Raw genomic sequence first — 23934 nt, forward strand, 5'->3', positions numbered from 1 at the left:
CACCCTGATCAAGCCGATCGCCATGGACGACGGCCTGCGTTTCGCAATTCGCGAAGGCGGCCGTACCGTTGGTGCTGGCGTGGTTGCCAAAGTCATCGAGTAATCGACGGCTGTTGAGAAAAAAGGGCCCTTCGGGGCCCTTTTTCTTTGTGATTGGTTAAAAGTTGACACCCCCTAGGGGCATCCGTACAATCACGCCTCCTTTTAACGGGCGTAGTCCGTCCGTTAGGGAAAGCAGAGATAGAGTCTGAGGTCAAAATGCAAAACCAACAAATCCGTATTCGGTTGAAGGCTTTTGACCATCGCCTGATCGATCAATCCACCCAGGAAATCGTGGAAACCGCGAAACGTACTGGTGCTCAGGTGCGTGGTCCTATTCCGCTGCCCACTCGCAAGGAGCGTTTCACCGTTCTGATCTCCCCGCACGTCAACAAAGACGCGCGTGATCAGTACGAGATTCGCACTCATAAGCGTGTTCTGGACATCGTCCAGCCGACGGATAAAACCGTCGATGCGCTGATGAAGCTCGACCTTGCTGCTGGCGTGGAAGTGCAGATCAGCCTCGGCTAAAACCTTGCGGTTTTAGTCGTGTAACGCTCTGAAATGGGCGGCCATAGCGGGTGAAAGCCCCGTACACTCATGAGGTTTACAACATGACTATTGGTGTAGTCGGTCGGAAAGCGGGTATGACCCGTATTTTCACCGAAGAAGGTGTCTCCATTCCGGTTACGGTCATTGAGATCGAGCCGAATCGCGTCACCCAGTTCAAATCCGAAGAAAGCGATGGCTACCGTGCTGTGCAGGTAACCGTGGGCGAGCGTCGTGCTTCCCGCGTTACCAAGGCTCAGGCCGGTCACTTCGCCAAGGCTAATGTCGCTGCTGGTCGTGGCGTCTGGGAATTCCGTCTGGAAGAAGGCGATTACCAGGCTGGCGATCAGATCACTGCCGAACTGTTCCAAGCTGGCCAACTGGTAGACGTTACCGGTGAGTCCAAGGGTAAAGGCTATGCCGGTACCATCAAGCGCTGGAACTTCCGCGGTCAGGACAATACCCACGGTAACTCCGTTTCCCACCGCGCTCCGGGCTCCATCGGCCAGTGCCAGACTCCTGGTCGTGTATTCAAGGGCAAGAAAATGTCCGGTCATCTTGGCGCCGAGCGCGTGACCGTGCAGTCCCTCGAAGTGGTCCGTGTCGACGCCGAGCGTAATCTGCTGCTGGTCAAGGGTGCCGTTCCGGGCGCTACCGGTGGCGACGTGCTGGTGCGTCCGGCTGTCAAAGCTCGCGGTTAATAGGGGAAGCTGAGATGCAACTGAATGTAAATGGCGCTCAGGCTATCGAAGTCAGCGAGCGCACTTTCGGTGGTGAGTTCAACGAGACTCTGGTGCACCAGGCTGTCGTCGCCTACATGGCTGGCGGTCGTCAGGGCTCCCGTGCTCAGAAAACTCGCGCTGAAGTCACCGGTGGTGGCAAAAAGCCGTGGCGTCAGAAGGGCACTGGTCGTGCTCGTTCCGGCTCCAGTGTTGGCCCGATCTGGCGTGGCGGTGGCGTGACCTTCGCTGCTAAGCCGCAAGATCACAGCCAAAAGCTGAACAAGAAGATGTACCGCGCTGCTCTGCGCTCCATCCTCTCCGAGCTGGTCCGTCTGGATCGCCTGGTCGTGGTTGAAGACTTCGCCGTCGACGCCCCGAAAACCAAGGCTCTGCTGGGCAAGCTGGACGGCATGGGTCTGACCGACGTGCTCATCGTTACCGAAGCCGTTGATCAGAACCTGTACCTGGCTGCGCGCAACCTGCCGCACGTTGATGTTCGTGACGTTCAAGGCACCGATCCGGTCAGCCTGATCGCCTTCGACAAAGTGCTGGTAACCGTGTCGGCCGTGAAGAAATTCGAGGAGCTGCTGGCATGAACCAGGAACGCGTATTCAAAGTGCTGGTTGGCCCGCACATCTCCGAGAAAGCCTCCGTGCTGGCAGATGGTAAGAGCCAATTCGTTTTCAAGGTTGCCGTTGATGCAACCAAGCTGGAAATCAAGAAGGCCGTTGAAAGCCTGTTCAGCGTGAAAGTGGACGAGGTCCGCACTGTCAACGTACAGGGCAAGACCAAGCGTACCGCTCGCGGTCTGGGCAAGCGTAACGACTGGAAGAAGGCGTATGTCTCCCTCCAGGCGGGCCAAGATCTCGATTTCACCAGCAGTGCTGAGTAAGGTAGGGGCGCATCATGGCAATCGTTAAATGCAAACCGACTTCCGCTGGCCGCCGTTTCGTGGTCAAAGTGGTCAATCAGGAGCTGCACAAAGGCGCTCCTTATGCTCCGCTGCTCGAGAAGAAGTCGAAAACTGGCGGCCGTAACAACAACGGTCGTATCACCACTCGCCACATCGGCGGTGGCCACAAGCAGCACTACCGTCTGGTCGACTTCCGTCGCAACAAGGATGGCATCCCTGCCGTCGTTGAGCGCGTGGAATACGATCCGAACCGTACCGCCCACATCGCCCTGCTGAAATACGCAGACGGTGAGCGTCGCTACATCATCGCCCCGAAAGGTGTGAGTGCTGGCGATCAACTGGTATCCGGTGCTGCTGCTCCGATCAAGGCCGGTAACAGCCTGCCGCTGCGCAACATCCCTGTTGGTTCGACCGTTCACGCGATCGAACTGAAGCCGGGTAAAGGCGCTCAGCTGGTTCGCTCCGCTGGTGCTTCCGCCCAGCTGGTAGCTCGTGAAGGTGCCTACGTCACTCTGCGTCTGCGCTCCGGCGAGATGCGCAAGGTTCTCTCTGAGTGCCGTGCAACTCTGGGTGAGGTTTCCAACTCCGAGCACAGCCTGCGTTCCCTGGGTAAAGCCGGTGCCAAGCGTTGGCGTGGCGTTCGTCCGACCGTTCGTGGTGTTGCCATGAACCCGGTTGACCACCCACATGGTGGTGGTGAGGGTCGTACTTCTGGTGGTCGTCACCCGGTTTCGCCGTGGGGCTTCCCGACCAAGGGTGCGAAGACCCGTGCGAACAAGCGTACCGACAACATGATCGTTCGCCGCCGTAAGTAATTAGAGGGATACGACAGTGCCGCGTTCTCTGAAAAAAGGTCCTTTTATCGATCTTCACCTACTGAAGAAGATCGAAGTGGCGGTGGAAAAGAACGATCGCAAGCCGGTTAAAACCTGGTCGCGTCGCTCCATCATTCTGCCGCAAATGGTCGGTCTGACCATTGCTGTGCATAACGGTCGTCAACATGTCCCGGTCCTCGTGAACGAAGACATGGTCGGCCACAAACTCGGCGAGTTCGCTGCTACCCGCACCTATCGTGGGCACGCTGCGGACAAGAAAGCCAAGCGTTAAGGGGTAAGGAACGATGGAAGTAGCCGCTAAGCTGTCGGGCGCTCGAATCTCCGCCCAGAAAGCCCGCTTGGTCGCCGACCAGATCCGCGGGAAGAAGGTGGGCGAAGCGCTCAACCTGCTGGCTTTCAGCTCGAAGAAAGCCGCCGAGATCATCAAGAAAGTGCTGGAGTCGGCCGTGGCCAACGCTGAGCACAACGAAGGCGCAGACGTTGATGACCTGAAGGTCAGCACCGTTTTCGTCAACGAAGGGCGTTCGCTGAAGCGCATCATGCCGCGTGCCAAAGGCCGCGCTGATCGCATCGTCAAGCGGTCTTGCCATATCACTGTCAAGGTTGCGGACAAGTAACGGAGTCGATCAGATGGGTCAGAAAGTACATCCCACTGGCATTCGCCTGGGAATCGTCAAGGAGCACACCTCCGTTTGGTACGCAGACAAGCGTCAATACGCTGATTATCTGTTTGCCGACCTGAAGGTTCGTGAGTACCTCCAAGACAAACTAAAAAGCGCGTCCGTAAGCCGTATCGACATCGCTCGTCCGGCTCAGACTGCACGCATCACCATCCACACCGCTCGTCCCGGCATCGTGATCGGCAAGAAAGGTGAAGATGTTGAGAAGCTGCGTCAGGACCTGACCAAGCAAATGGGTGTGCCGGTGCACATCAACATCGAAGAGATCCGCAAGCCGGAGCTCGACGGTATGCTGGTAGCGCAGAGCGTTGCTCAGCAGCTGGAGCGTCGTGTGATGTTCCGCCGCGCCATGAAACGTGCCGTACAAAACGCCATGCGTATTGGTGCCAAGGGCATCAAGATCCAGGTGAGCGGCCGTCTTGGCGGTGCAGAAATCGCCCGTACCGAGTGGTATCGCGAAGGTCGTGTGCCTCTGCACACCCTGCGTGCCGATATCGACTACGCCACTTACGAAGCGCACACCACCTACGGTGTGATCGGTGTGAAGGTGTGGATCTTCAAAGGCGAGGTCATCGGTGGCCAGCTGGAAGAGTCCAAACCTGCCGCCCCGGCGCCGCGTAAGAAAGCTGCTAAGTAAGGAGTACGCAACATGCTGCAACCCAAGCGTACAAAATTCCGCAAGCAGATGACTGGCCACAACCGTGGTCTGGCTCATCGCGGTAGCAAGGTCAGCTTCGGCGAGTTCGCCCTGAAAGCTGTTTCCCGTGGTCGCCTGACTGCTCGTCAGATCGAATCGGCCCGTCGTGCCCTGACTCGTCACGTTAAGCGTGGCGGTAAAATCTGGATCCGTGTGTTCCCGGATAAACCAGTTACCAAAAAGCCCCTCGAAGTTCGTATGGGTAAAGGTAAGGGTGGCGTCGAGTACTGGGTAGCCCAGATTCAGCCGGGCAAGGTGCTGTACGAGATCGAAGGTGTTCCGGAAGAGCTGGCGCGTGAGGCTTTCGCCCTGGCTGCTGCAAAGCTGCCCCTCGCCACCTCCTTTGTTAAGCGGACGGTGATGTGATGAAAGCGAAAGAACTCCGTGAAAAATCGGTTCAGCAGCTGAACGAGCAACTGCTCGGCCTGCTGCGCGACCAGTTCAATCTGCGTATGCAGAAGGCGACTGGTCAGTTGGGGCAGTCTCACCTGCTCTCGCAAGTGAAGCGCGACATCGCTCGCGTGAAAACTGTGCTCAACCAGCAGGCAGGTAAGTGATCATGGCTGAAGCAGAGAAAACCGTCCGTACGCTGACCGGCCGCGTGGTCAGCGACAAAATGGACAAGACCATCACCGTTCTGATCGAGCGTCGCGTTAAGCACCCGATCTACGGTAAGTACGTGAAGCGCTCGACCAAGCTGCACGCCCACGACGAAACCAACCAGTGCAAGATCGGCGACAAGGTCACCATTCGTGAGACCCGTCCGCTGGCCAAGACCAAGAACTGGGCTCTGGTTGAAGTCGTCGAACGTGCCGTGGAAGTCTAAGGACTAAGGGTCGGAGAAAGATATGATTCAGACTCAATCCATGCTCGACGTCGCTGACAACAGCGGTGCTCGTCGCGTTATGTGCATCAAGGTCCTGGGTGGTTCGCACCGTCGTTATGCCGGTATTGGCGACATCATCAAGGTCACCGTGAAGGAAGCGATTCCGCGCGGCAAGGTGAAGAAAGGCCAAGTGATGACCGCTGTTGTGGTCCGCACCCGTCACGGCGTACGTCGTGCCGACGGCTCGATCATCCGCTTCGACGGCAACGCTGCTGTTCTGCTGAACAACAAGCAAGAGCCGATCGGCACCCGTATCTTCGGGCCGGTGACTCGTGAACTGCGTTCTGAGAAGTTCATGAAGATCGTCTCGCTCGCCCCTGAAGTGCTGTAAGGAGAAGCCGTCATGCAAAAGATTCGTCGTGACGACGAGATCATCGTCATCGCCGGCAAAGACAAGGGCAAGCGTGGCAAGGTGCTGAAAGTGCTGGCTGACGATCGTCTGATCGTCGGCGGCATCAACCTCGTCAAGCGTCATACCAAACCGAACCCGATGGCTGGTGTTCAGGGCGGTATCGTCGAGAAAGAGGCGCCGCTGCACGTTTCCAACGTCGCTATCTTCAACAGCGAAACCAACAAGGCTGACCGCGTTGGTTTCAAAGTCGAAGACGGCAAAAAAATTCGTGTCTTCAAGTCCACCCAAAAGCCGGTTGGCGCTTGAGAATCATAGGTAAAACACCATGGCACGACTGAAAGAGATTTACCGGAAAGAAATCGCTCCCAAGCTGAAGGAAGAGCTGAAGCTGGGCAACGTGATGGAAGTTCCGCGCGTTACCAAAATCACCCTGAACATGGGTCTTGGCGAAGCGATCGGTGACAAGAAGATCATCGAAAACGCCGTTGCCGACCTGGAAAAGATCACCGGTCAAAAGCCTGTCGTGACCTTCGCCCGCAAATCCATTGCTGGCTTCAAGGTTCGTGAAGGTTGGCCGATCGGTGTCAAGGTGACCCTGCGTCGCGATCGTATGTACGAGTTCCTGGATCGCCTGCTCTCCATCTCCCTGCCGCGCGTGCGTGACTTCCGCGGCCTGAATGCCAAGTCCTTCGATGGCCGTGGCAACTACAGCATGGGCGTTAAAGAGCAGATCATCTTCCCGGAAATCGATTACGACAAGATCGATGCGCTGCGTGGTCTGGATATCACCCTGACTACCACCGCCCGTACGGACGATGAAGGTCGCGCTCTGCTGCGCGCCTTCAAGTTCCCGTTCCGCAACTGATTGGAGTTTGGATCATGGCCAAAACCAGCATGAAAAACCGTGAGCTGAAGCGTCAGCAAACGGTAGCCAAGTACGCCAAAAAGCGTGCCGAGCTGAAAGCTACTATTGCCAACCCTAACTCCACTCCGGAGCAGCGTTGGGAAGCCCAGGTAGCCCTGCAAAAGCAACCGCGTGACGCCAGCGCCAGCCGCCTGCGTAACCGTTGCCGCATCACCGGCCGTCCGCACGGCGTGTACCGCAAGTTCGGCCTCGGCCGTAACAAGCTGCGCGAAGCTGCGATGCGCGGTGATGTACCAGGCCTGGTGAAAGCCAGCTGGTAATAAAAGCGAAGCCGGCCTAGAGCCGGCTTTGTTCTATTGATCAAGCCCCTTTTGGGGCTTGATTCATTTTTGATCGATCTCTAGAATGTCCGGCTCTCCTGAGCCTGGCGTTTGTCGGGCTCGAGGATGGTTCCAGCCGAAAGGCTGTTCTTTTTGTTTTAGGAGCATCAAGCCCATGAGTATGCAGGACCCGTTAGCGGACATGCTAACTCGTATCCGTAATGCCCAGATGGCTGAAAAGTCGGTAGTAAGCATGCCGTCTTCCAAGCTGAAGGTGGCAGTTGCCAACGTTCTGAAGAGCGAAGGCTACATCGCGGGATACCAGGTCAGTGGCGACGCCAAGCCGCAACTGTCCATCGAGCTGAAGTACTTCGAAGGCCGTCCGGTTATCGAAGAAGTTAAACGCGTCAGCCGTCCTGGCCTGCGCCAGTACAAGCCTGCTGATCAGCTGCCGAAAGTACGTGGCGGTCTGGGCGTTTCCATCGTCTCCACCAACAAAGGTGTGATGACTGATCGCGCTGCACGCGCTGCCGGTGTCGGCGGTGAAGTGCTCTGCACCGTGTTCTAAGGGGGGATAAGCATGTCTCGCGTTGCTAAGAACCCCGTAAAGCTGCCGGCTGGTGTCGAGGTCAAACTCGCAGGCCAACAGCTTTCGATCAAGGGCGCCAAGGGCACCCTCGAACTGAACGTGCACTCGTCCGTGGAAGTGACCCAGGAAGCTGGTGAACTGCGTTTCGCTGCTCGCAATGGTGATCAGCAGAACAAAGCCATGGCCGGTACCACTCGTGCACTGGTCAACAACATGGTCATTGGCGTGAGCCAAGGCTTCGAGCGCAAGCTGCAGCTGGTTGGTGTGGGTTATAAAGCCCAGGCCAAAGGCCAGGTGCTGAACCTCGCGCTGGGCTTCTCCCATCCGATCGACTACGAACTGCCGCAGGGCGTTACTGCCGAGACCCCGAGCCAGACCGATATCCTGATCAAGGGCATCGACAAGCAACTGGTTGGTCAGGTAGCTGCGGAGATCCGCGACTTCCGTCGTCCTGAGCCGTACAAAGGCAAAGGCGTGCGTTATTCCGACGAAGTCGTACGTCGCAAAGAAGCTAAGAAGAAGTAGGGCATAGCAAATGAGCGAAAAGAAAGAAACTCGTCTGCGTCGCGCTCGCAAGGCACGCCTGAAAATGCGCGAGCTGGAAACCGTACGCCTCTGCGTGTACCGCTCTTCCCAGCACATCTACGCCCAGGTCATTTCGGCCGACGGCGCCAAGGTTCTGGCCAGCGCCTCGACCCTGGACAAAGAACTGCGTGACGCCGCCACTGGCAACGTCGACGCGGCCAAGAAAGTCGGTCAGCTGGTTGCCGAGCGCGCGAAAGCCGCTGGCGTCACCCAGGTGGCGTTCGACCGTTCTGGCTTCAAGTACCACGGCCGTGTGAAAGCGCTGGCTGATGCTGCTCGTGAAGGCGGGCTGGAGTTCTAAGTTATGGCAAATAACGAGCAAAAGCGCGATCGCGGTAACCGTGACGATGCCCAGAGCGATGGCTACATCGAGAAGCTGGTCCAGGTAAACCGTGTTGCCAAAACCGTTAAGGGTGGCCGTATCTTCACCTTCACCGCGCTGACCGTGGTAGGTGATGGTAAAGGTCGCGTCGGTTTCGGCCGCGGCAAGTCCCGCGAAGTGCCGGCCGCCATCCAGAAAGCGATGGAAGCTGCGCGTCGCAACATGATTCAGGTCGACCTGAACGGCACCACCCTGCAATACCCGATGAAGTCCGTCCATGGCGCGTCCCACGTGTTCATGCAGCCGGCTTCCGAAGGTACCGGCATCATCGCCGGCGGCGCCATGCGTGCCGTGCTGGAAGTGGCTGGTGTGCAGAACGTTCTGGCCAAGTGCTATGGCTCCACCAACCCGGTGAACGTGGTTTACGCCACCTTCAAGGGTCTGAAAGCCATGCAGTCCCCGGAATCCGTGGCTGCCAAGCGTGGTAAGAGCGTCGAGGAGATCCTCTGATCATGGCTACCGTAAAAGTTACTCTGATCAAGAGCACCAACGGCCGTCTGGCCAACCATAAAGCTTGCGTCAAAGGCCTGGGCCTGCGCCGCATCGGTCACTCCGTTGAGGTTCAGGACACTCCTGAAAACCGCGGCATGATCAACAAGGCTTACTACCTGCTGAAGGTGGAGGGTTAATCATGCAACTGAACGATCTGCGTTCCGCGCCGGGTGCCCGTCGCGAAAAGCACCGTCCGGGCCGTGGTATCGGTAGCGGTCTGGGTAAGACCGGTGGCCGTGGCCACAAAGGTCAAACCTCCCGTACCGGTGGTTCCATCGCTCCGGGCTTCGAGGGTGGTCAGCAACCGCTGCACCGTCGTCTGCCGAAGTTCGGCTTCGTTTCCCTGAAGGCCATGGATCGCGCTGAAGTGCGCACTTCCGAGCTGGCCAAAGTGGACGGCGACGTCGTAACTCTGCAGTCGCTGAAGGATGCCAACGTGATCAACCAAAGCGTACAGCGTGTGAAAGTCATGCTGTCCGGCGAGGTTACTCGTGCGGTCACCCTGAAAGGTATCGCCGCCACCAAGGGTGCGCGTGCGGCCATCGAAGCAGCTGGCGGTAAGTTCGAGGACTAAATGGCTAAGCAAGGTGCTCTCTCCGCGCTCAGCAATGGCGGGTTGTCCGAGCTCTGGGCTCGACTGCGTTTTCTGTTCCTGGCGATCATCGTCTATCGGATCGGCGCGCACATTCCGGTGCCCGGAATCAACCCTGACCGGCTGGCCGACCTGTTCCGGCAGAACGAGGGGACCATTCTTAGCCTGTTCAACATGTTTTCCGGCGGCGCGCTGGAGCGGATGAGCATCTTTGCACTGGGGATCATGCCGTACATCTCGGCATCGATCATCATGCAGCTGATGACCGCCGTCAGCCCGCAGCTGGAGCAGTTGAAGAAGGAAGGTGAAGCTGGCCGTCGCAAGATCAGCCAGTACACCCGCTACGGCACTCTCGTCCTGGCGATCGTTCAAGCTGTCGGCATGTCCGTCGGCCTGGCGAGCCAGGGCGTAGCGTTCTCGGTTGATTTCGGCTTCCACTTCGTGGCGGTGACGACCTTTGTGGCCGGCGCCATGTTCATGATGTGGCTGGGCGAGCAGATCACCGAGCGCGGTGTCGGCAACGGTATCTCGATGCTGATTTTTGCGGGCATCGTGGCCGGTCTGCCGTCGGCAATCGGGCAGTCTTTCGAGTCTGCTCGTCAGGGCGATATCAATATCTTCGCTCTGATTGCCATCGGCCTGCTGGCGGTAGCGATCATCGGTTTCGTGGTGTTCATTGAGCGTGGTCAGCGTCGCATTGCGGTGCACTACGCCAAGCGTCAGCAGGGCCGCAAGGTCTTCGCTGCGCAGACCAGCCACCTGCCGCTGAAGGTGAACATGGCGGGCGTAATCCCGGCCATCTTCGCCAGCAGTATCCTGCTGTTCCCGGCTTCGCTGGGGACCTGGTTCGGTCAGTCCGAAGGTATGGGCTGGCTGCAGGACATCTCGCAGGCGATCGCTCCCGGTCAGCCGTTGAACATTCTGCTGTTTAGTGCAGGGATCATCTTCTTCTGCTTCTTCTACACGGCGCTGATGTTCAACCCGAAAGACGTAGCGGAAAACCTGAAGAAGTCCGGTGCCTTTATTCCGGGCATCCGTCCGGGCGAGCAATCCGCGCGCTATATCGATGGCGTGCTGACCCGCTTGACCATGTTCGGTGCTCTTTACATGACGGCCGTTTGCCTCCTCCCGCAGTTCCTGCAGGTGGCAGCCAACGTTCCGTTCTACCTTGGCGGGACCTCGTTGCTGATCGTGGTCGTGGTTGTGATGGACTTTATGGCCCAAGTACAATCGCACCTCGTTTCGCACCAGTACGAATCCCTGATGAAGAAAGCCAACCTGAAGGGTCATGGCAGCGGCATGCTCCGCTGACATGGTTGCCGTAAGGTTCTAGGAGTTACTGATGAAAGTTCGTGCATCGGTCAAGAAGCTGTGCCGTAACTGCAAGGTCATCCGTCGCGACGGCGTCGTGCGCGTGATCTGCAGCGCGGAGCCGCGTCACAAACAGCGCCAAGGCTGAGTGTGATTCACGCGTAATGAGCCCGGCAGCTAGTGCGCTGCCGGGTTGATTCTTTGTTATTACAGCGCTAATATCGCGCGCCCTATTTCTTGGCTTCCAGGGCGTGGGTAGCTGTCAATTGGAGTTCCACTGAATGGCCCGTATTGCAGGCGTCAACATTCCGGATAACAAACACACTGTTATCTCGCTGACCTACATCTACGGTGTTGGTCGCACCACTGCGCAGAAAATCTGTGCAACCACCGGTGTAAATCCGGCGGCGAAGATCAAAGATCTCTCTGACGAGCAGATCGAGCAGCTGCGTGGCGAAGTCGCCAAACTCACCACCGAGGGTGACCTGCGCCGCGAAATCAACATGAAGATCAAGCGTCTGATGGACCTGGGCTGCTACCGCGGTCTGCGTCACCGCCGTGGCCTGCCGGTCCGCGGTCAGCGCACCAAGACCAACGCGCGCACCCGTAAGGGCCCGCGTAAGCCGATCCGCAAGTAATTGCGCCCGCGAATCGACAGGAATTAAGTCATGGCTAAGCCTGCTGCTCGTACTCGTAAGAAAGTCAAAAAGACAGTGGTGGATGGCATCGCCCATATCCACGCTTCTTTCAATAACACCATCGTTACCATTACCGACCGTCAAGGTAATGCCCTGTCTTGGGCTACCTCCGGTGGTTCCGGTTTCCGTGGCTCGCGTAAGTCCACTCCGTTCGCTGCCCAGGTGGCTGCCGAGCGTGCTGGTCAAGCAGCCCTGGAATACGGCCTGAAGAACCTCGACGTTAACGTCAAGGGCCCAGGTCCTGGTCGCGAATCCGCTGTGCGTGCTCTGAACGCCTGCGGCTACAAAATCGCCAGCATCACCGACGTGACGCCGATCCCGCACAACGGGTGCCGTCCGCCGAAGAAGCGTCGCGTGTAATAGGAGACAGTGAAGAATGGCTCGTTACATTGGTCCCAAGTGCAAACTGTCTCGCCGTGAAGGCACCGATCTCTTCCTGAAGAGTGGTGCGCGCGCGCTCGAATCCAAGTGCAACATCGAAGCGGCTCCTGGCCAGCACGGCGCTCGCCGTGGTCGCCAGTCCGACTACGGTACCCAGCTGCGTGAGAAGCAGAAAGTCCGTCGTATCTACGGCGTACTGGAGCGTCAGTTCAGCGGTTACTACAAAGAAGCTGCCCGTCGTAAGGGCGCTACCGGTGAGAACCTGCTGCAGCTGCTGGAATGCCGTCTGGACAACGTGGTTTACCGCATGGGCTTTGGTGCTACTCGCGCCGAATCCCGTCAGCTGGTATCGCACAAAGCCATCACCGTGAACGGTTCGACCGTGAACGTCCCGTCCTACCAGATCAAAGCTGGTGACGTCGTGGCCGTTCGCGAAAAGGCCAAGAACCAGCTGCGCGTTGCCCAGGCTCTTGACCTGTGCGCCCAGCGTGGTCGCGTTGAGTGGGTTGACGTAGATACTGAGAAGAAGTCTGGCGTGTTCAAAAGCGTCCCGGCTCGCAGCGATCTGTCCGCCGACATCAACGAAAGCCTGATTGTCGAGCTCTACTCCAAGTAAGGGCTAGGAAATAGGTGCATCCATGCAGATTTCGGTAAATGAGTTCCTGACCCCCCGTCACATCGACGTTCAGGCGGTCAGTTCGACCCGCGCCAAGATCACTCTCGAGCCTCTCGAGCGTGGTTTTGGTCACACCCTGGGCAACGCGCTGCGCCGCATCCTGTTGTCCTCCATGCCTGGCTGTGCAGTAGTCGAGGCCGAGATCGACGGCGTACTCCATGAGTACTCCGCCATCGAAGGCGTGCAGGAAGACGTCATTGAAATCCTGCTCAACCTGAAAGGTCTGGCTATCAAGCTGCACGGTCGTGACGAAGTCACCCTGACTCTGGCCAAAAAGGGCTCGGGTGTGGTCACTGCTGCCGATATCCAGCTGGATCACGACGTCGAGATCGTCAACGGCGATCACGTAATCGCCAACCTGGCGGACAACGGCGCTCTGAACATGAAACTCACCGTGCGTCGTGGCCGTGGCTACGAGCCGGCTGACGCCCGTCAGAGCGATGAAGACGAAAGCCGTAGCATCGGTCGTCTGCAACTGGACTCCTCGTTCAGCCCGGTCCGTCGTGTTGCCTACGTGGTGGAAAACGCCCGCGTCGAGCAGCGTACCAACCTGGACAAGCTGGTCATCGACCTGGAAACCAACGGCACCCTGGATCCTGAAGAGGCTATCCGTCGTGCCGCAACCATCCTCCAGCACCAACTGGCGGCCTTCGTTGATCTGAAGGGCGACAGTGAGCCGGTAGTGGTTGAGCAGGAAGACGAGATCGATCCGATCCTCCTGCGTCCGGTTGACGACCTCGAGCTGACCGTACGTTCGGCCAACTGCCTGAAGGCGGAGAACATCTACTACATCGGTGATCTGATCCAGCGCACCGAAGTAGAGCTGCTCAAGACTCCGAACCTGGGCAAGAAGTCCCTGACCGAGATCAAGGACGTTCTGGCCTCCCGTGGTCTGTCCCTCGGCATGCGCCTCGACAACTGGCCGCCGGCAAGTCTGAAGAAGGACGATAAGGCTACTGCCTAATCGTCCGTAATCACCGAACCGAAAGTTTGGTAAGGAATTTCAATCATGCGTCATCGTAAAAGTGGCCGTCACCTGAGCCGCACCAGCGCCCACCGCAAGGCCATGTTCCAGAACATGGCGGTGTCGCTGTTCGAACACGAACTGATCAAGACCACCCTGCCGAAAGCCAAGGAACTGCGCCGCGTTGCCGAGCCGCTGATCACCCTGGCCAAGGTAGACAGCGTTGCCAACCGTCGTCTGGCCTTCGACCGTACCCGTTCGAAAGCCATCGTCGGCAAGCTGTTCAACGATCTGGGCAAGCGTTACGCCACCCGTCAGGGCGGCTACCTGCGCATCCTGAAGTGCGGCTTCCGCGCTGGCGACAACGCCCCTATGGCGTACGTCGAGCTGGTTGACCGTCAGGTCGCTGGCGAAGCTGTAGAAGCTGCCGAATAAGCTGCTTTTGCTGCACAAGAAACCGGGCCTAGCGCCCGGTTTTTTGTTTTCCGGAAAGCGCTTTGGGAAGGCGGGTGGCGTATTTGGCGGGCGTGCGCGGAAATCTATCAGCTAGTAGAAAAAAACTATTGAATCATTGTCTTTCATAAATTGGCCCCTTTGGTAGGGCGGGTCTAGTCTTTTCCCACTGTCGGCCGAGTTGTCACGAGACCGACCCGATGAGGAGAAAGGAGAGAGCAATGTCCAACGAAGGTAAATGCCCATTCCACCGCGTGGCCGGCGCCGGCACGAGCAACAAGGACTGGTGGCCCAATCAGCTGGCAGTCGATCTGCTCAACCAGCATTCCGAGAAATCCAACCCGCTCGGCGAGAAGTTCAACTACGCCAATGAATTCAAGAAGCTCGACTACAAGGCGCTCAAGGCCGACCTGGTCAAGCTGATGACCGACTCCCAGGACTGGTGGCCCGCCGACTTCGGCCACTACGGTCCGCAGATGATCCGCATGGCCTGGCACAGCGCCGGCACCTACCGCACCACTGACGGTCGTGGCGGTGGCGGTCGTGGCCAGCAGCGCTTCGCGCCGCTCAACTCCTGGCCGGACAACGTCAACATCGACAAGTCGCGCCGCCTGCTCTGGCCGATCAAGCAGAAGTACGGGCAGAAGATTTCCTGGGCCGATCTGATGATCCTGGCCGGCAACGTCGCTCTGGAGTCCATGGGCTTCCGCACCTTCGGTTTCGCCGGCGGGCGTGAAGATGTCTGGGAACCTGACATGGACGTGGCCTGGGGCGGGGAGACCACCTGGCTCGGTGATGACAAGCGTTTCGAGGGCGATCGCGAGCTGATCAAGGGCCTTGGGGCGACCCATATGGGTCTGATCTACGTGAACCCGGAAGGCCCTAATGCCAGCGGCGACTACATGGCTGCCGCCAAGGACATCCGCGCCACCTTCAGCCGCATGGCCATGGATGACGAGGAAACCGTCGCCCTGATCGCCGGCGGCCACACCTTCGGCAAGACCCACGGCGCGGCCCCCGAGTCGCACAAGGGCGCCGATCCGGAAGGCGGGGTGATGGAAGATCAGGGCCTGGGCTGGACCAGCAACTTCGGTAGCGGTCACGGCAAGGACACCGTCTCCAGTGGCCTCGAGGTGACCTGGACCAAGACCCCGGCATTGTGGAGCAACAACTTCTTCGAGAACCTGTTCAAGTACGAGTGGGAGCTGGAGAAGAGTCCTGCAGGAGCCAAGCAATGGGTGGCCAAGGATGCGCCGGAGAACATCCCGGATGCTCACGTGCCGGGCAAGTTCCACAAGCCGAAGATGCTCACCACCGACCTGACCCTGCGTTTCGACCCCGAGTTCGGCAAGATCTCCAAGCACTTCTACGAGGACCCGCAGGCCTTCGCCGAGGCCTTCGCGCGTGCCTGGTTCAAGCTGACCCACCGCGACATGGGGCCGAAGGCCCGTTACCTGGGCCCGGAGATTCCGAAGGAAGATCTGCTCTGGCAGGACCCACTGCCGGCGGCCACCCATCAACCGACGGCGGCCGACATCGCTGACCTCAAGACCCAGATCGCCGCGTCCGGCCTGTCGGTCAGCGAGCTGGTCTCGGTGGCCTGGGCTTCGGCCTCGACCTTCCGTGGCGGCGACAAGCGTGGTGGCGCCAATGGCGCGCGCCTGGCACTGGCACCGCAGAAGGACTGGGTGGTCAACCAGGTCGCGGTCAAGGCGCTGCCGAAGCTGAGCGAGATCCAGAAGGCTTCCGGCAAGGCGTCGCTGGCCGACGTGATCGTGCTGGCCGGTAACGTCGGTGTCGAACTGGCGGCCAAGGCTGGCGGCGTCAATGTCAGCGTGCCGTTCTCCGCCGGGCGTGTGGATGCTCGCCAGGACCAGACCGATGTCGAGTCCTTCGAGCTGCTCGAGCCGGATGCCGATGGCTTCCGTAACTACCGCAAGGACAAGAGCGGTGCACCGACCGAGTCTCTGCTGATCGACCGTGCCCAACTGCTGACCCTGACCGGTCCGGAGTTGACCGCACTGGTGGGTGGCCTGCGCGTGCTGGGGGCCAACTACGACGGCAGCCAGAATGGCGTGTTCACCAGCCAGCCCGGCGTGCTGTCCAACGACTTCTTCGTCAAGCTGCTGGACATGGGCCTGGTGTGGAAGCCGGTGGGCGGTGATACCGAGCTGTTCGAGGGCCGCGACCGCAAGACTGGTGAGGTGAAGTACACCGGGACGCGCAACGACCTGGTGTTCGGCTCCAACTCGATCCTGCGTGCCTACGCCGAGGTGTATGCCAGCACCGACGGCAAGGAGAAGTTCATCAAGGACTTCGTCGCTGCTTGGACCAAGGTGATGAATCTGGATCGTTTCGATCTGGCCTGATTCACCCGCACCAAGAAAAAGCCCCGCTATTGCGGGGCTTTTTCGTTTTGCCGTCACTTAGGCGCGGTCACGCTCCAGCAGGGGCTTGAGGAAGTGCCCGGTGTGCGACGCCGGGTTGGCGGCCACATCCTCCGGAGTGCCGGTGGCGATGATCATGCCGCCCTTGGAGCCGCCTTCGGGGCCCAGATCCACCAGCCAGTCGGCGGTCTTGATCACGTCGAGATTGTGCTCGATCACCACCACGGTGTTGCCGTGGTCGCGCAGACGATGCAGCACGTCGAGCAGCTGCTGGATATCGGCGAAATGCAGGCCGGTGGTCGGCTCGTCGAGGATGTACAGGGTCTTGCCGGTATCGCGCTTGGACAGCTCACGACTCAGCTTGACCCGCTGCGCCTCGCCACCGGACAGGGTGGTCGCGCTCTGCCCCAGCTTGATGTAGGACAGGCCGACGTCGACCAGGGTCTGCAGCTTGCGCGCCAGGGCCGGCACGGCATCGAAGAACTCGCGTGCTTCCTCGATGGTCATGTCGAGCACCTCGGTGATGCTCTTGCCCTTGTACTTCACCTCCAGGGTCTCGCGGTTGTAGCGCTTGCCCTTGCACACGTCGCACGGCACGTAGATGTCCGGCAGGAAGTGCATTTCCACCTTGATCACGCCGTCGCCCTGGCAGGCCTCGCAGCGGCCGCCCTTGACGTTGAAGCTGAAACGGCCCGGGCCGTAACCGCGCGAGCGCGACTCCGGCACGCCGGCGAACAGCTCGCGGATCGGGGTGAACAGGCCGGTGTAGGTCGCCGGGTTGGAGCGCGGCGTACGGCCGATCGGGCTCTGGTCGATGTCGACCACCTTGTCCAGGTGCTGCAGGCCGTCGAACGAGTCGTGCGCCGCCGTCTCCAGGGTGGTGGCACCGTTCAGCGCGGTGGCGGTGATCGGGAACAGGGTGTTGTTGATCAGCGTCGACTTGCCCGAGCCGGACACGCCGGTGACGCAGGTGAGCAGGCCGACCGGAATCTCCAGATCGACATTGCGCAGGTTGTTGCCGCGCGCGCCCTTGAGCTTGAGCAGCTTCTTCTTGTCGCGCGGGGTGCGCGTCGCCGGATAGCGGATCTTCTCGCGCCCGGAGAGGTACTTGCCGGTCAGCGAATCGGGGTGGTTCATCACCTCGTCCGGGGTGCCCTCGGCGACCACTCGGCCGCCATGCACGCCGGCGCCGGGGCCGATATCGACCACGTAGTCGGCCAGGCGGATGGCGTCCTCGTCGTGCTCGACGACGATCACCGTGTTGCCCAGGTTGCGCAGGTGGGTGAGGGTGCCCAGCAGGCGCTCGTTGTCGCGCTGGTGCAGGCCGATGGAAGGTTCGTCGAGGATGTACATCACGCCCACCAGGCCGGCGCCGATCTGGCTGGCCAGGCGGATACGCTGCGCTTCGCCACCGGACAGGGTGTCGGCGCTGCGATCCAGGGTCAGGTAGTCGAGGCCGACGTTGACCAGGAACTGCAGGCGTTCGCGGATTTCCTTGAGGATCTTCTCGGCGATCTCGCCGCGGCGCCCGGTGAGGTGCATGCCGCCGAAGTAGTCGCAGGCCTCGCCGACCGGCAGGCCGGTAACGGCCGGCAGGGTGCGGTCGCCCACCCACACATGGCGCGCCTCGCGGCGCAGGCGAGTACCGCGGCAGTCCGGGCAGGGCTGGGTGCTGAGGAACTTGGCCAGTTCCTCGCGCACGGTGGCCGACTCGGTCTCGCGGTAGCGGCGCTCGAGATTGGGGATGATGCCCTCGAACGGGTGCGAGCGTTTGACGATGTCGCCGCGGTCGTTGAGGTACTTGAAGTCGACGTTCTGCGTGCCGCTGCCGAACAGGATGAACTTCTGGTGCTCGGCGGTCAGTTCGTCGAACGGCTCCTCCAGGCTGAAGCCATAGTGCGCGGACAGCGAGCCGAGCATCTGGAAGTAGTAGACGTTGCGTCGGTCCCAGCCGCGGATCGCACCCTCGGCCAGGGTCAGCTCGCCGTTGACCAGGCGTTTGCCGTCGAAGAACTGCTTCACGCCCAGGCCGTCGCAGGTCGGGCAGGCGCCGGCCGGGTTGTTGAAGGAGAACAGCTTGGGTTCCAGCTCGCTGATCGAGTGGCCGCAGTGCGGGCAGGCGAAGCGCGCGGAGAAGATGATCTCGTCGCCTTCCTCGTCGTCCATCGGCGCGATCAGGGCGATGCCGTCGGCCAGGTTGATGGCGGTCTCGAAGGACTCGGCCAGGCGCTGCTGCAGGTCCTCGCGCACCTTGAAGCGGTCCACCACCACATCGATGGAGTGCTTCTTCTGCTTGTCCAGCTTGGGCAGTTCGTCCAGTTCGTAGAGCTTGCCGTTGACCCGCGCACGCACGAAGCCCTGGGCGCGCAGCTCATCGAACACCGCCAGGTGCTCGCCCTTGCGCTCGCGGATCACCGGGGCCAGCAGCATCAGCTTGCGGCCCTCGGGCAGGGCCAGCACCTGGTCGACCATCTGGCTGACGGTCTGCGCTTCCAGCGGTACGTCGTGGTCCGGGCAGCGCGGGATGCCGACGCGGGCGTAGAGCAGGCGCAGGTAGTCGTAGATCTCGGTGATGGTGCCGACGGTCGAACGCGGGTTGTGCGAGGTCGACTTCTGCTCGATGGAGATGGCCGGGGAGAGGCCCTCGATGGTGTCGACGTCGGGCTTCTCCATCATCGACAGGAACTGCCGGGCGTACGCCGACAGCGACTCGACGTAGCGGCGCTGACCCTCGGCGTAGAGCGTGTCGAAGGCCAGCGACGACTTGCCGGAACCGGACAGGCCGGTGATCACGATCAGCTTGTCGCGCGGCAGGGTCAGGTCGACGTTTTTCAGGTTATGGGTGCGCGCACCCCGGATCAGAATCTTGTCCACGAACGGCCTCGCAGGTGGCGGGCGGAAACGGCAAAGTATACGGCCGCTGGATGGCGCGCGGCAAAGCGCGGCGATGCTGTAACGGCCGGGTCCGATGCGACGTTTTGCACCGGCGCCGGGTGCCGACAAAACGTCTACAGCCCCTGCCATCACTGATAGAATCGCCGGCCTCTTTGTTCAGGGTTTTTCCATGCACGATCCGCACAGCGAACGCATGAGCGCCAGCGAAACGCGCGCCGCCGGTGGCCTGGCCCTGGTGTTCGCCTTCCGCATGCTGGGCATGTTCATGGTCCTGCCGGTGCTGGCCACCTACGGCACCGACCTGGCTGGCGCCACCCCGGCGCTGATCGGCCTGGCCATCGGCGCCTACGGCCTGACCCAGGCGGTGCTGCAGATTCCCTTTGGCGTGATCTCCGACCGCATTGGCCGCTTGCCGGTGATCTATTTCGGCCTGTTGATCTTCGCCGCCGGTGCGGCGCTGGCGGCCAACGCCGACTCGATCTGGGGCGTGATCGCCGGCCGCGTGCTGCAGGGCGCTGGCGCTATCTCGGCGGCGGTGATGGCGCTGCTCTCGGACCTGACCCGCGAGCAGCACCGCACCAAGGCCATGGCCATGATCGGCATGAGCATCGGCCTGTCGTTCGCCGTGGCCATGGTGGTCGGCCCGCTGCTGACCCGCGCCTTCGGCCTGTCCGGGCTGTTCTGGGCCACTGCCGGCATGGCCCTGGTCGGCATGCTGATCATCGCCCTGTTCGTGCCGCGTGCCTCCAGCGCGCTGCAGCATCGCGAGTCCGGGGTGGCGCGCCAGGCGCTGCTGCCGACCCTGCGCAACGCCGAGCTGCTGCGCCTGAACCTGGGCATCGGCGTGTTGCACGCGATCCTCATGGCCAGCTTCGTGGTGCTGCCGCTGGCGCTGGTCGACCAGGGCGGTTTGCCCAAGGAAGAACACTGGTGGGTCTACCTCAGCGCGCTGCTGATCGGCTTCTTCGGCATGGTGCCGTTCATCATCTACGCCGAGAAGAAACGCCAGATGAAGCGTGTGCTCTCCGGCGCGGTGCTGGCGCTGGTGCTCTGCGAACTGTTCTTCTGGATCTTCGGCCACAGCCTGTCGGCGCTGGTGTGCGGCTTCATCCTGTTCTTCACCGCCTTCAACCTGCTGGAGGCCTCGCTGCCCTCGCTAGTCAGCAAGGTCGCTCCGGCCGGCGGCAAGGGCACGGCCATGGGCGTGTACTCCACCAGCCAGTTCCTCGGCGCCGCCGTGGGCGGCATTCTCGGTGGCTGGTTGTACCAGCATGGTGGCCTCGCCTTCGTGTTCGTCGGCTGTGCGCTGCTGGGGCTTCTCTGGCTGGCGGCAGCTGCTACTATGCGCGAGCCGCCTTATGTGACCAGCCTGCGCCGGCCGCTCACGGCCCATGCCGTGGCCGATAGCGCACTGGTGGGGCGACTCCTCGCGATACCCGGCGTCAGCGACGCTATCGTGGTGGCCGAGGAGGCCGCGTTGTACATCAAAGTGGATACCCAACAATTGGACCGCGTGTTGCTCGAGCGAGTGCTCGAAGAGGCCGCGGATACGCAGAAAGCTTAGGAGAACGAAATGGCCCGTGGGGTTAACAAAGTCATTCTGATCGGCAACGTCGGCGGCGACCCGGAAACCCGTTATCTGCCCAACGGCAATGCGGTGACCAACATCACCCTCGCCACCACCGACAGCTGGAAGGACAAGCAGACCGGACAGCAGCAGGACCGTACCGAATGGCACCGCGTGGTGTTCTTCGGCAAGCTCGCCGAGATCGCTGGCGAATACCTGCGCAAGGGCGGACAGTGCTACGTCGAAGGCCGCCTGCAGACCCGCGAGTGGGAGAAGGACGGCGTCAAGCGCTACACCACCGAGATCGTGGTCGACATGAACGGCACCCTGCAACTGCTCGGCGGCCGTGGTGGCAACAACAGCGAAGGCGGCGGTGAATACGCCCCGCGCCAGCAGCAGTCGCGCCCGGCTCCGCAGCAGTCCGCGCCGCGCCCGGCGCCGCAACCGGCCGCCCAGCAGCCGGCCCCGGACTACGACAGCTTCGACGACGACATCCCGTTCTAAGTCGAGTCGCGTAGTACGCAGAGAGCCCGCCTTATTGGCGGGCTCTTGCATTTCCGGGTGGTGCAAATAGTCCGAACCGCGGCGGCAGCGGGTGGGTCGACATCTGTGTAAGGCCATTGAGGTATCGCCTCCCGGCCCAACCACGAGGAAGCTGCCATGACCCTGGGAACCATACTGCTGCTCGTCCTGATCCTGCTGCTGATCGGTGCCATTCCGGCCTGGCCGCACAGCCGTGCCTGGGGCTATGGCCCCTCCGGCGGCATCGGCCTGGTGGTGGCGATCGTGCTGATCCTGTTGCTACTGGGTTACGTATAGCGTCAGACCTGGTCGGCCTAGCACTGGGCCGACCAGTACCCGTCATGAGTCGCGGCGAGTGGCTGGCAGCGGTCAGTCGCTTTGATGTGGGGGTATTGCCAGGGGCAGTCAGGCCAGGCTCAGTCGCCCGGGCCGACCAGCGCGCAGACCTTGGCGACCATCTGCGAGACTTCGAAGGGTTTGTCGAACACTGCGGTGAACAGCTCGGGCGTGGCGCGGCCGAGGTTGCCGTGGGCGCCGCTCATCAGCAGGATCGGCAGCTCCGCGGCGCTCAGGCGGCTGCGGATGGCCTGGGCAAGCTCCATGCCATCCATCTGCGGCATCATGAAGTCGGTGATGACCAACGAGGGCTGCTCCTGTTCCAGCAGCTCCAGGCCATGCTGGCCGTCGCCCGCCTTGACCACCCGATAGCCCTGATCCTCCAGTGCATAGCCGAGCATGTTGGCGATCAGGTGCTCGTCATCGACTATCAGGATGGTCTTCATGTGCGGCTCATTCGTACGTCTTGATATCGGTCAGGCTCGCAAACCCGCACTCGGGTTCACTATTTATCTGCGCCTGCTCGGGCAGTGTGGCAGCCGGCAGGTAGATCGTCATGCACGTGCCCTTGCCGGGCGCGCTGTCGACCCGGATCGAGCCGCCGGCGTTGCGCGCGAAACCGTAGACCTGGCTGAGGCCAAGGCCGGTGCCCTTACCGAACTTCTTGGTGGTGAAGAAGGGCTCGAAGATGCGTGTCTGCAACTCGGCGGAGATGCCGGGACCCTCGTCGATCACCGAGAGCAGCACGAAGTCGCCATTGAGGCCTTCCCAGCTGCCGTCCAGGTGCTCGTTGCGCGCCTGCAGGTGGATGCGCCCGCGGCACTCCATGGCGTCGCGCGCGTTGAACACCAGGTTGAGCAGGGCCATCTCCAGCTGGTTGGGATCGACCAGGATCGGATCAGGAGTACCGTCGATTTCCAGCACCAGTTCGATACCCTCGGGCAGCGCCTGGGCGAACAGCGCCGAGGCGATGCGTAGCGTGGTGCCGGTATCGAGGCGCTGCGCCTGCAAATCGCGACGGCGGGCGAAGGTCAGCAGGTTGGCGGTCAGTTCGCGGCCGCGCAGGCCGGCCTCGTGGATGCTCGCCAGCAGGGTCTGGATGCGCTCGGGGCTGTCGCTGCGGCGGGCCATGTCGCTGGCGCCGATGATCACCGTGAGCAGATTGTTGAAGTCGTGCGCCATGCCGCCGGTGAGCTGACCGAGGGCTTCCATCTTCTGCGCCTGGAACAGTTGCGCGCGCGCCTCGTCCAGATGGAGCTGGGCCTCGTGGCGTTCGGTGATGTCGCGGGTGATCTTGGCCAGGCCGACCAGGTTGCCGGCGTCGTCATGGATGGCGTCGAGCACTACCAGCGCCCAGAAGCGCGAGCCGTCCTTGCGCAGCCGCCAGCCCTCGTCATGCGCGCGGCCCTCGCGCAGGGCGGTGGCGATCAGCTGTTGCGGCTTGCCCTGGCGGCGGTCTTCCTCGGGGAAGAACATGCTCAGTGACTGGCCGATCACCTCGTCGGCGCGGTAGCCCTTGATCCGTTCCGCCCCGGTGTTCCAGGTCATGATCCGGCCCTGCGGGTCGAGCATGTAGATGGCGTAGTCGACCACGGCCCGCACCAGCAACTCGTAGCTGCGTTCGGTCAGGCCGCCGGAGAGGCGCTGGGGTTCGTCGCTCATGCTGTTCTCGATCCGGTTTCTGGGGCGCCACTGAGTATGCAGTGTAGAGCCACGGCCGCCGCGCTGTCTGCCGCCCGCTCACCGGTCGCCGGCGGGTGCGACGCCTTGTCCGCAGCAGCTTCGCCGGGCATCGACTAGAATCCGCGACAAACAAGGATGCCCGCCCTGAATCCACTCAGCCGTAATTTCCGCGATTGGCTCTATGCCTTTGCCCTGGTGGGCATGCTCCTGCGTGTGAGCATGCCGCTATGGGCGCTGCCGCAGATGAGCGAAGGCGGCTTCATGCTGATGTGTACCTCGCAGGGCATGCAGTGGCAGCTGGGCGAGGAGGGCAAGGCGGGTGCCTCCCAGCAGATGCCCTGCGTGCAATGTGGCGTGCATGTCGCCAGCCTGCAGTTCTTCCCGTATACCCCGCCCACACCCGCCATCGCTCCCGCGCAGCGGCCGCGCTTTGCCGAGGCGCTGAGCCTCAGCCCGCCGTTCCTGGTCGCGCCGCCCGGCAGGGCGCCGCCGTCGCTTTCCTGAAGTCGTCATCAGTGGCCCTCGTTGCGAGGGCATAGCGCTGTTCATCATTCAGGAAACA

36 protein-coding genes and 1 pseudogene are annotated in these 23934 nt (G+C 61.2%); 34 read left to right on the forward strand and 3 right to left on the reverse strand.

What is annotated here, in order from left to right; genetic code table 11:
* The 30 genes and pseudogenes from IP89_RS23055 to katG form a co-directional block, all read left to right on the forward strand.
* Positions 1 to 103 (forward strand): annotated as a pseudogene (locus IP89_RS23055) (elongation factor Tu); the annotation flags it as partial.
* Between the two features lie 155 nt (positions 104 to 258).
* The gene (gene rpsJ, locus IP89_RS14520) at positions 259 to 570 is read left to right on the forward strand and encodes a 30S ribosomal protein S10 (protein WP_003103876.1); all 312 of its coding nucleotides are present in this window, start codon (positions 259 to 261) and stop codon (positions 568 to 570) included.
* Between the two features lie 83 nt (positions 571 to 653).
* The gene (gene rplC / locus IP89_RS14525; protein ID WP_043310305.1) at positions 654 to 1289 is read left to right on the forward strand and encodes a 50S ribosomal protein L3; all 636 of its coding nucleotides are present in this window, start codon (positions 654 to 656) and stop codon (positions 1287 to 1289) included.
* Positions 1290 to 1303: 14 nt separating this feature from the next.
* Entirely contained in the window at positions 1304 to 1906 is a 603-nt protein-coding gene (rplD, locus tag IP89_RS14530; protein WP_043310306.1) for a 50S ribosomal protein L4, read from the forward strand.
* Positions 1903 to 2202: a 50S ribosomal protein L23 gene (gene rplW, locus IP89_RS14535; RefSeq protein WP_021702707.1), complete on the forward strand. Its 300-nt coding sequence runs from the start codon at positions 1903 to 1905 to the stop codon at positions 2200 to 2202. The genes rplD and rplW overlap by 4 nt, the downstream gene beginning before the upstream one ends.
* 14 nt (positions 2203 to 2216) lie before the next feature.
* The gene (gene rplB / locus IP89_RS14540) at positions 2217 to 3038 is read left to right on the forward strand and encodes a 50S ribosomal protein L2 (protein WP_043310307.1); all 822 of its coding nucleotides are present in this window, start codon (positions 2217 to 2219) and stop codon (positions 3036 to 3038) included.
* Positions 3039 to 3054: 16 nt separating this feature from the next.
* Entirely contained in the window at positions 3055 to 3330 is a 276-nt protein-coding gene (gene rpsS / locus IP89_RS14545) for a 30S ribosomal protein S19 (protein WP_043310308.1), read from the forward strand.
* A 13-nt stretch (positions 3331 to 3343) separates the two neighbouring features.
* Complete coding sequence (rplV, locus tag IP89_RS14550) at positions 3344 to 3676, forward strand: 50S ribosomal protein L22 (RefSeq protein ID WP_003210077.1); 333 nt, start codon at positions 3344 to 3346, stop codon at positions 3674 to 3676.
* Between the two features lie 13 nt (positions 3677 to 3689).
* Positions 3690 to 4376, forward strand: a complete 687-nt coding sequence (gene rpsC, locus IP89_RS14555; RefSeq protein ID WP_043310309.1) for a 30S ribosomal protein S3 — start codon at positions 3690 to 3692, stop codon at positions 4374 to 4376.
* Between the two features lie 12 nt (positions 4377 to 4388).
* Complete coding sequence (gene rplP, locus IP89_RS14560; RefSeq protein WP_043310310.1) at positions 4389 to 4802, forward strand: 50S ribosomal protein L16; 414 nt, start codon at positions 4389 to 4391, stop codon at positions 4800 to 4802.
* A complete protein-coding gene (gene rpmC, locus IP89_RS14565; protein WP_021702703.1) occupies positions 4802 to 4993 on the forward strand; it encodes a 50S ribosomal protein L29 in 192 nt (63 codons plus the stop codon). The genes rplP and rpmC overlap by 1 nt, the downstream gene beginning before the upstream one ends.
* 2 nt (positions 4994 to 4995) lie before the next feature.
* Positions 4996 to 5262, forward strand: coding sequence for a 30S ribosomal protein S17 (rpsQ, locus tag IP89_RS14570; protein ID WP_043310396.1), 267 nt, complete (start codon positions 4996 to 4998; stop codon positions 5260 to 5262).
* Positions 5263 to 5284: 22 nt separating this feature from the next.
* Positions 5285 to 5653 carry a 50S ribosomal protein L14 gene (gene rplN, locus IP89_RS14575; protein ID WP_003243907.1) on the forward strand — a complete coding sequence of 123 codons (369 nt, stop codon included), beginning with the start codon at positions 5285 to 5287 and terminating at the stop codon, positions 5651 to 5653.
* Positions 5654 to 5665: 12 nt separating this feature from the next.
* Entirely contained in the window at positions 5666 to 5980 is a 315-nt protein-coding gene (gene rplX / locus IP89_RS14580) for a 50S ribosomal protein L24 (protein WP_043310311.1), read from the forward strand.
* A gap of 19 nt (positions 5981 to 5999) precedes the next feature.
* A complete protein-coding gene (gene rplE, locus IP89_RS14585; protein ID WP_043310312.1) occupies positions 6000 to 6539 on the forward strand; it encodes a 50S ribosomal protein L5 in 540 nt (179 codons plus the stop codon).
* Between the two features lie 14 nt (positions 6540 to 6553).
* Positions 6554 to 6859: a 30S ribosomal protein S14 gene (rpsN, locus tag IP89_RS14590; protein ID WP_043310313.1), complete on the forward strand. Its 306-nt coding sequence runs from the start codon at positions 6554 to 6556 to the stop codon at positions 6857 to 6859.
* A gap of 175 nt (positions 6860 to 7034) precedes the next feature.
* Positions 7035 to 7427, forward strand: coding sequence for a 30S ribosomal protein S8 (rpsH, locus tag IP89_RS14595; protein ID WP_043310314.1), 393 nt, complete (start codon positions 7035 to 7037; stop codon positions 7425 to 7427).
* Between the two features lie 12 nt (positions 7428 to 7439).
* Entirely contained in the window at positions 7440 to 7973 is a 534-nt protein-coding gene (gene rplF / locus IP89_RS14600) for a 50S ribosomal protein L6 (protein ID WP_043310315.1), read from the forward strand.
* A 10-nt stretch (positions 7974 to 7983) separates the two neighbouring features.
* Positions 7984 to 8334 carry a 50S ribosomal protein L18 gene (gene rplR / locus IP89_RS14605; protein WP_043310316.1) on the forward strand — a complete coding sequence of 117 codons (351 nt, stop codon included), beginning with the start codon at positions 7984 to 7986 and terminating at the stop codon, positions 8332 to 8334.
* A gap of 3 nt (positions 8335 to 8337) precedes the next feature.
* Positions 8338 to 8865: a 30S ribosomal protein S5 gene (rpsE, locus tag IP89_RS14610; RefSeq protein ID WP_052081091.1), complete on the forward strand. Its 528-nt coding sequence runs from the start codon at positions 8338 to 8340 to the stop codon at positions 8863 to 8865.
* Positions 8866 to 8867: 2 nt separating this feature from the next.
* Positions 8868 to 9044 (forward strand): 50S ribosomal protein L30, encoded by a 177-nt coding sequence (gene rpmD, locus IP89_RS14615; protein WP_043310318.1) that lies wholly within the window; start codon positions 8868 to 8870, stop codon positions 9042 to 9044.
* A gap of 2 nt (positions 9045 to 9046) precedes the next feature.
* Positions 9047 to 9481 (forward strand): 50S ribosomal protein L15, encoded by a 435-nt coding sequence (gene rplO / locus IP89_RS14620; protein ID WP_043310321.1) that lies wholly within the window; start codon positions 9047 to 9049, stop codon positions 9479 to 9481.
* Positions 9482 to 10810, forward strand: coding sequence for a preprotein translocase subunit SecY (gene secY / locus IP89_RS14625; protein ID WP_043310322.1), 1329 nt, complete (start codon positions 9482 to 9484; stop codon positions 10808 to 10810).
* A 31-nt stretch (positions 10811 to 10841) separates the two neighbouring features.
* Positions 10842 to 10958, forward strand: coding sequence for a 50S ribosomal protein L36 (rpmJ, locus tag IP89_RS14630; protein WP_043217073.1), 117 nt, complete (start codon positions 10842 to 10844; stop codon positions 10956 to 10958).
* Positions 10959 to 11091: 133 nt separating this feature from the next.
* Positions 11092 to 11448: a 30S ribosomal protein S13 gene (gene rpsM / locus IP89_RS14635; RefSeq protein WP_021702691.1), complete on the forward strand. Its 357-nt coding sequence runs from the start codon at positions 11092 to 11094 to the stop codon at positions 11446 to 11448.
* A gap of 30 nt (positions 11449 to 11478) precedes the next feature.
* Positions 11479 to 11868: a 30S ribosomal protein S11 gene (gene rpsK, locus IP89_RS14640; protein ID WP_021702690.1), complete on the forward strand. Its 390-nt coding sequence runs from the start codon at positions 11479 to 11481 to the stop codon at positions 11866 to 11868.
* A gap of 16 nt (positions 11869 to 11884) precedes the next feature.
* Complete coding sequence (rpsD, locus tag IP89_RS14645; RefSeq protein ID WP_043310324.1) at positions 11885 to 12505, forward strand: 30S ribosomal protein S4; 621 nt, start codon at positions 11885 to 11887, stop codon at positions 12503 to 12505.
* 22 nt (positions 12506 to 12527) lie between these two features.
* Complete coding sequence (gene rpoA, locus IP89_RS14650) at positions 12528 to 13529, forward strand: DNA-directed RNA polymerase subunit alpha (RefSeq protein ID WP_043310325.1); 1002 nt, start codon at positions 12528 to 12530, stop codon at positions 13527 to 13529.
* Positions 13530 to 13574: 45 nt separating this feature from the next.
* Positions 13575 to 13964 carry a 50S ribosomal protein L17 gene (rplQ, locus tag IP89_RS14655; protein WP_021702687.1) on the forward strand — a complete coding sequence of 130 codons (390 nt, stop codon included), beginning with the start codon at positions 13575 to 13577 and terminating at the stop codon, positions 13962 to 13964.
* Between the two features lie 239 nt (positions 13965 to 14203).
* The gene (gene katG, locus IP89_RS14660; RefSeq protein ID WP_043310326.1) at positions 14204 to 16351 is read left to right on the forward strand and encodes a catalase/peroxidase HPI; all 2148 of its coding nucleotides are present in this window, start codon (positions 14204 to 14206) and stop codon (positions 16349 to 16351) included.
* 57 nt (positions 16352 to 16408) lie between these two features.
* Here the strand turns inward: katG and uvrA are convergent, their stop codons facing one another.
* Complete coding sequence (gene uvrA / locus IP89_RS14665) at positions 16409 to 19243, reverse strand: excinuclease ABC subunit UvrA (protein ID WP_043310327.1); 2835 nt, start codon at positions 19241 to 19243, stop codon at positions 16409 to 16411.
* Between the two features lie 190 nt (positions 19244 to 19433).
* Between uvrA and IP89_RS14670 the strand changes: the two genes are divergently transcribed.
* From IP89_RS14670 to IP89_RS23060, 3 genes are all read left to right on the forward strand, one after another.
* Complete coding sequence (locus IP89_RS14670; RefSeq protein WP_043310328.1) at positions 19434 to 20828, forward strand: MFS transporter; 1395 nt, start codon at positions 19434 to 19436, stop codon at positions 20826 to 20828.
* A 9-nt stretch (positions 20829 to 20837) separates the two neighbouring features.
* Positions 20838 to 21335 carry a single-stranded DNA-binding protein gene (locus IP89_RS14675; protein WP_043310329.1) on the forward strand — a complete coding sequence of 166 codons (498 nt, stop codon included), beginning with the start codon at positions 20838 to 20840 and terminating at the stop codon, positions 21333 to 21335.
* A gap of 156 nt (positions 21336 to 21491) precedes the next feature.
* On the forward strand, positions 21492 to 21650 hold the full coding sequence (locus tag IP89_RS23060; protein ID WP_043310330.1) for a DUF3309 family protein: 159 nt from the start codon (positions 21492 to 21494) through the stop codon (positions 21648 to 21650).
* A gap of 119 nt (positions 21651 to 21769) precedes the next feature.
* Here the strand turns inward: IP89_RS23060 and IP89_RS14685 are convergent, their stop codons facing one another.
* Positions 21770 to 22135, reverse strand: a complete 366-nt coding sequence (locus IP89_RS14685; RefSeq protein ID WP_043310331.1) for a response regulator transcription factor — start codon at positions 22133 to 22135, stop codon at positions 21770 to 21772.
* Between the two features lie 7 nt (positions 22136 to 22142).
* Complete coding sequence (locus IP89_RS14690) at positions 22143 to 23351, reverse strand: nitrogen regulation protein NR(II) (protein WP_052081092.1); 1209 nt, start codon at positions 23349 to 23351, stop codon at positions 22143 to 22145.
* A gap of 156 nt (positions 23352 to 23507) precedes the next feature.
* Here IP89_RS14690 and IP89_RS14695 point away from each other — a divergent pair, with 156 nt between their 5' ends.
* A complete protein-coding gene (locus IP89_RS14695; RefSeq protein ID WP_043310332.1) occupies positions 23508 to 23876 on the forward strand; it encodes a DUF2946 family protein in 369 nt (122 codons plus the stop codon).
* Positions 23877 to 23934: the final 58 nt, after the last annotated feature.

Origin of the sequence: Pseudomonas sp. ML96, assembly GCF_000761545.1 — a bacterium.
Classification (GTDB): Bacteria; Pseudomonadota; Gammaproteobacteria; order Pseudomonadales; family Pseudomonadaceae; genus Aquipseudomonas.

Bases quoted from the DNA above. Each gene is read 5' to 3' on its own strand.
- rplR (WP_043310316.1), top strand. From the start codon at position 7,984: ATGAGCGAAAAGAAAGAAACTCGTCTGCGTCGCGCTCGCAAGGCACGC.
- rpsQ (WP_043310396.1), top strand. From the start codon at position 4,996: ATGGCTGAAGCAGAGAAAACCGTCCGTACGCTGACCGGCCGCGTGGTC.
- rplV (WP_003210077.1), top strand. From the start codon at position 3,344: ATGGAAGTAGCCGCTAAGCTGTCGGGCGCTCGAATCTCCGCCCAGAAA.
- rplE (WP_043310312.1), top strand. From the start codon at position 6,000: ATGGCACGACTGAAAGAGATTTACCGGAAAGAAATCGCTCCCAAGCTG.
- rplW (WP_021702707.1), top strand. From the start codon at position 1,903: ATGAACCAGGAACGCGTATTCAAAGTGCTGGTTGGCCCGCACATCTCC.
- katG (WP_043310326.1), top strand. From the start codon at position 14,204: ATGTCCAACGAAGGTAAATGCCCATTCCACCGCGTGGCCGGCGCCGGC.
- rplC (WP_043310305.1), top strand. From the start codon at position 654: ATGACTATTGGTGTAGTCGGTCGGAAAGCGGGTATGACCCGTATTTTC.
- rplQ (WP_021702687.1), top strand. From the start codon at position 13,575: ATGCGTCATCGTAAAAGTGGCCGTCACCTGAGCCGCACCAGCGCCCAC.
- rpoA (WP_043310325.1), top strand. From the start codon at position 12,528: ATGCAGATTTCGGTAAATGAGTTCCTGACCCCCCGTCACATCGACGTT.
- IP89_RS14685 (WP_043310331.1), bottom strand. From the start codon at position 22,135: ATGAAGACCATCCTGATAGTCGATGACGAGCACCTGATCGCCAACATG.
- rpsK (WP_021702690.1), top strand. From the start codon at position 11,479: ATGGCTAAGCCTGCTGCTCGTACTCGTAAGAAAGTCAAAAAGACAGTG.
- rplP (WP_043310310.1), top strand. From the start codon at position 4,389: ATGCTGCAACCCAAGCGTACAAAATTCCGCAAGCAGATGACTGGCCAC.
- rpsN (WP_043310313.1), top strand. From the start codon at position 6,554: ATGGCCAAAACCAGCATGAAAAACCGTGAGCTGAAGCGTCAGCAAACG.
- rplX (WP_043310311.1), top strand. From the start codon at position 5,666: ATGCAAAAGATTCGTCGTGACGACGAGATCATCGTCATCGCCGGCAAA.
- rplN (WP_003243907.1), top strand. From the start codon at position 5,285: ATGATTCAGACTCAATCCATGCTCGACGTCGCTGACAACAGCGGTGCT.
- rplF (WP_043310315.1), top strand. From the start codon at position 7,440: ATGTCTCGCGTTGCTAAGAACCCCGTAAAGCTGCCGGCTGGTGTCGAG.
- rpsC (WP_043310309.1), top strand. From the start codon at position 3,690: ATGGGTCAGAAAGTACATCCCACTGGCATTCGCCTGGGAATCGTCAAG.
- rpmC (WP_021702703.1), top strand. From the start codon at position 4,802: ATGAAAGCGAAAGAACTCCGTGAAAAATCGGTTCAGCAGCTGAACGAG.
- rpsM (WP_021702691.1), top strand. From the start codon at position 11,092: ATGGCCCGTATTGCAGGCGTCAACATTCCGGATAACAAACACACTGTT.
- rplD (WP_043310306.1), top strand. From the start codon at position 1,304: ATGCAACTGAATGTAAATGGCGCTCAGGCTATCGAAGTCAGCGAGCGC.
- rplB (WP_043310307.1), top strand. From the start codon at position 2,217: ATGGCAATCGTTAAATGCAAACCGACTTCCGCTGGCCGCCGTTTCGTG.
- rplO (WP_043310321.1), top strand. From the start codon at position 9,047: ATGCAACTGAACGATCTGCGTTCCGCGCCGGGTGCCCGTCGCGAAAAG.
- IP89_RS14695 (WP_043310332.1), top strand. From the start codon at position 23,508: ATGCCCGCCCTGAATCCACTCAGCCGTAATTTCCGCGATTGGCTCTAT.
- rpsJ (WP_003103876.1), top strand. From the start codon at position 259: ATGCAAAACCAACAAATCCGTATTCGGTTGAAGGCTTTTGACCATCGC.
- secY (WP_043310322.1), top strand. From the start codon at position 9,482: ATGGCTAAGCAAGGTGCTCTCTCCGCGCTCAGCAATGGCGGGTTGTCC.
- rpsH (WP_043310314.1), top strand. From the start codon at position 7,035: ATGAGTATGCAGGACCCGTTAGCGGACATGCTAACTCGTATCCGTAAT.
- IP89_RS23060 (WP_043310330.1), top strand. From the start codon at position 21,492: ATGACCCTGGGAACCATACTGCTGCTCGTCCTGATCCTGCTGCTGATC.
- IP89_RS14675 (WP_043310329.1), top strand. From the start codon at position 20,838: ATGGCCCGTGGGGTTAACAAAGTCATTCTGATCGGCAACGTCGGCGGC.
- rpsD (WP_043310324.1), top strand. From the start codon at position 11,885: ATGGCTCGTTACATTGGTCCCAAGTGCAAACTGTCTCGCCGTGAAGGC.
- rpsE (WP_052081091.1), top strand. From the start codon at position 8,338: ATGGCAAATAACGAGCAAAAGCGCGATCGCGGTAACCGTGACGATGCC.
- IP89_RS14690 (WP_052081092.1), bottom strand. From the start codon at position 23,351: ATGAGCGACGAACCCCAGCGCCTCTCCGGCGGCCTGACCGAACGCAGC.
- IP89_RS14670 (WP_043310328.1), top strand. From the start codon at position 19,434: ATGCACGATCCGCACAGCGAACGCATGAGCGCCAGCGAAACGCGCGCC.
- rpmJ (WP_043217073.1), top strand. From the start codon at position 10,842: ATGAAAGTTCGTGCATCGGTCAAGAAGCTGTGCCGTAACTGCAAGGTC.
- rpmD (WP_043310318.1), top strand. From the start codon at position 8,868: ATGGCTACCGTAAAAGTTACTCTGATCAAGAGCACCAACGGCCGTCTG.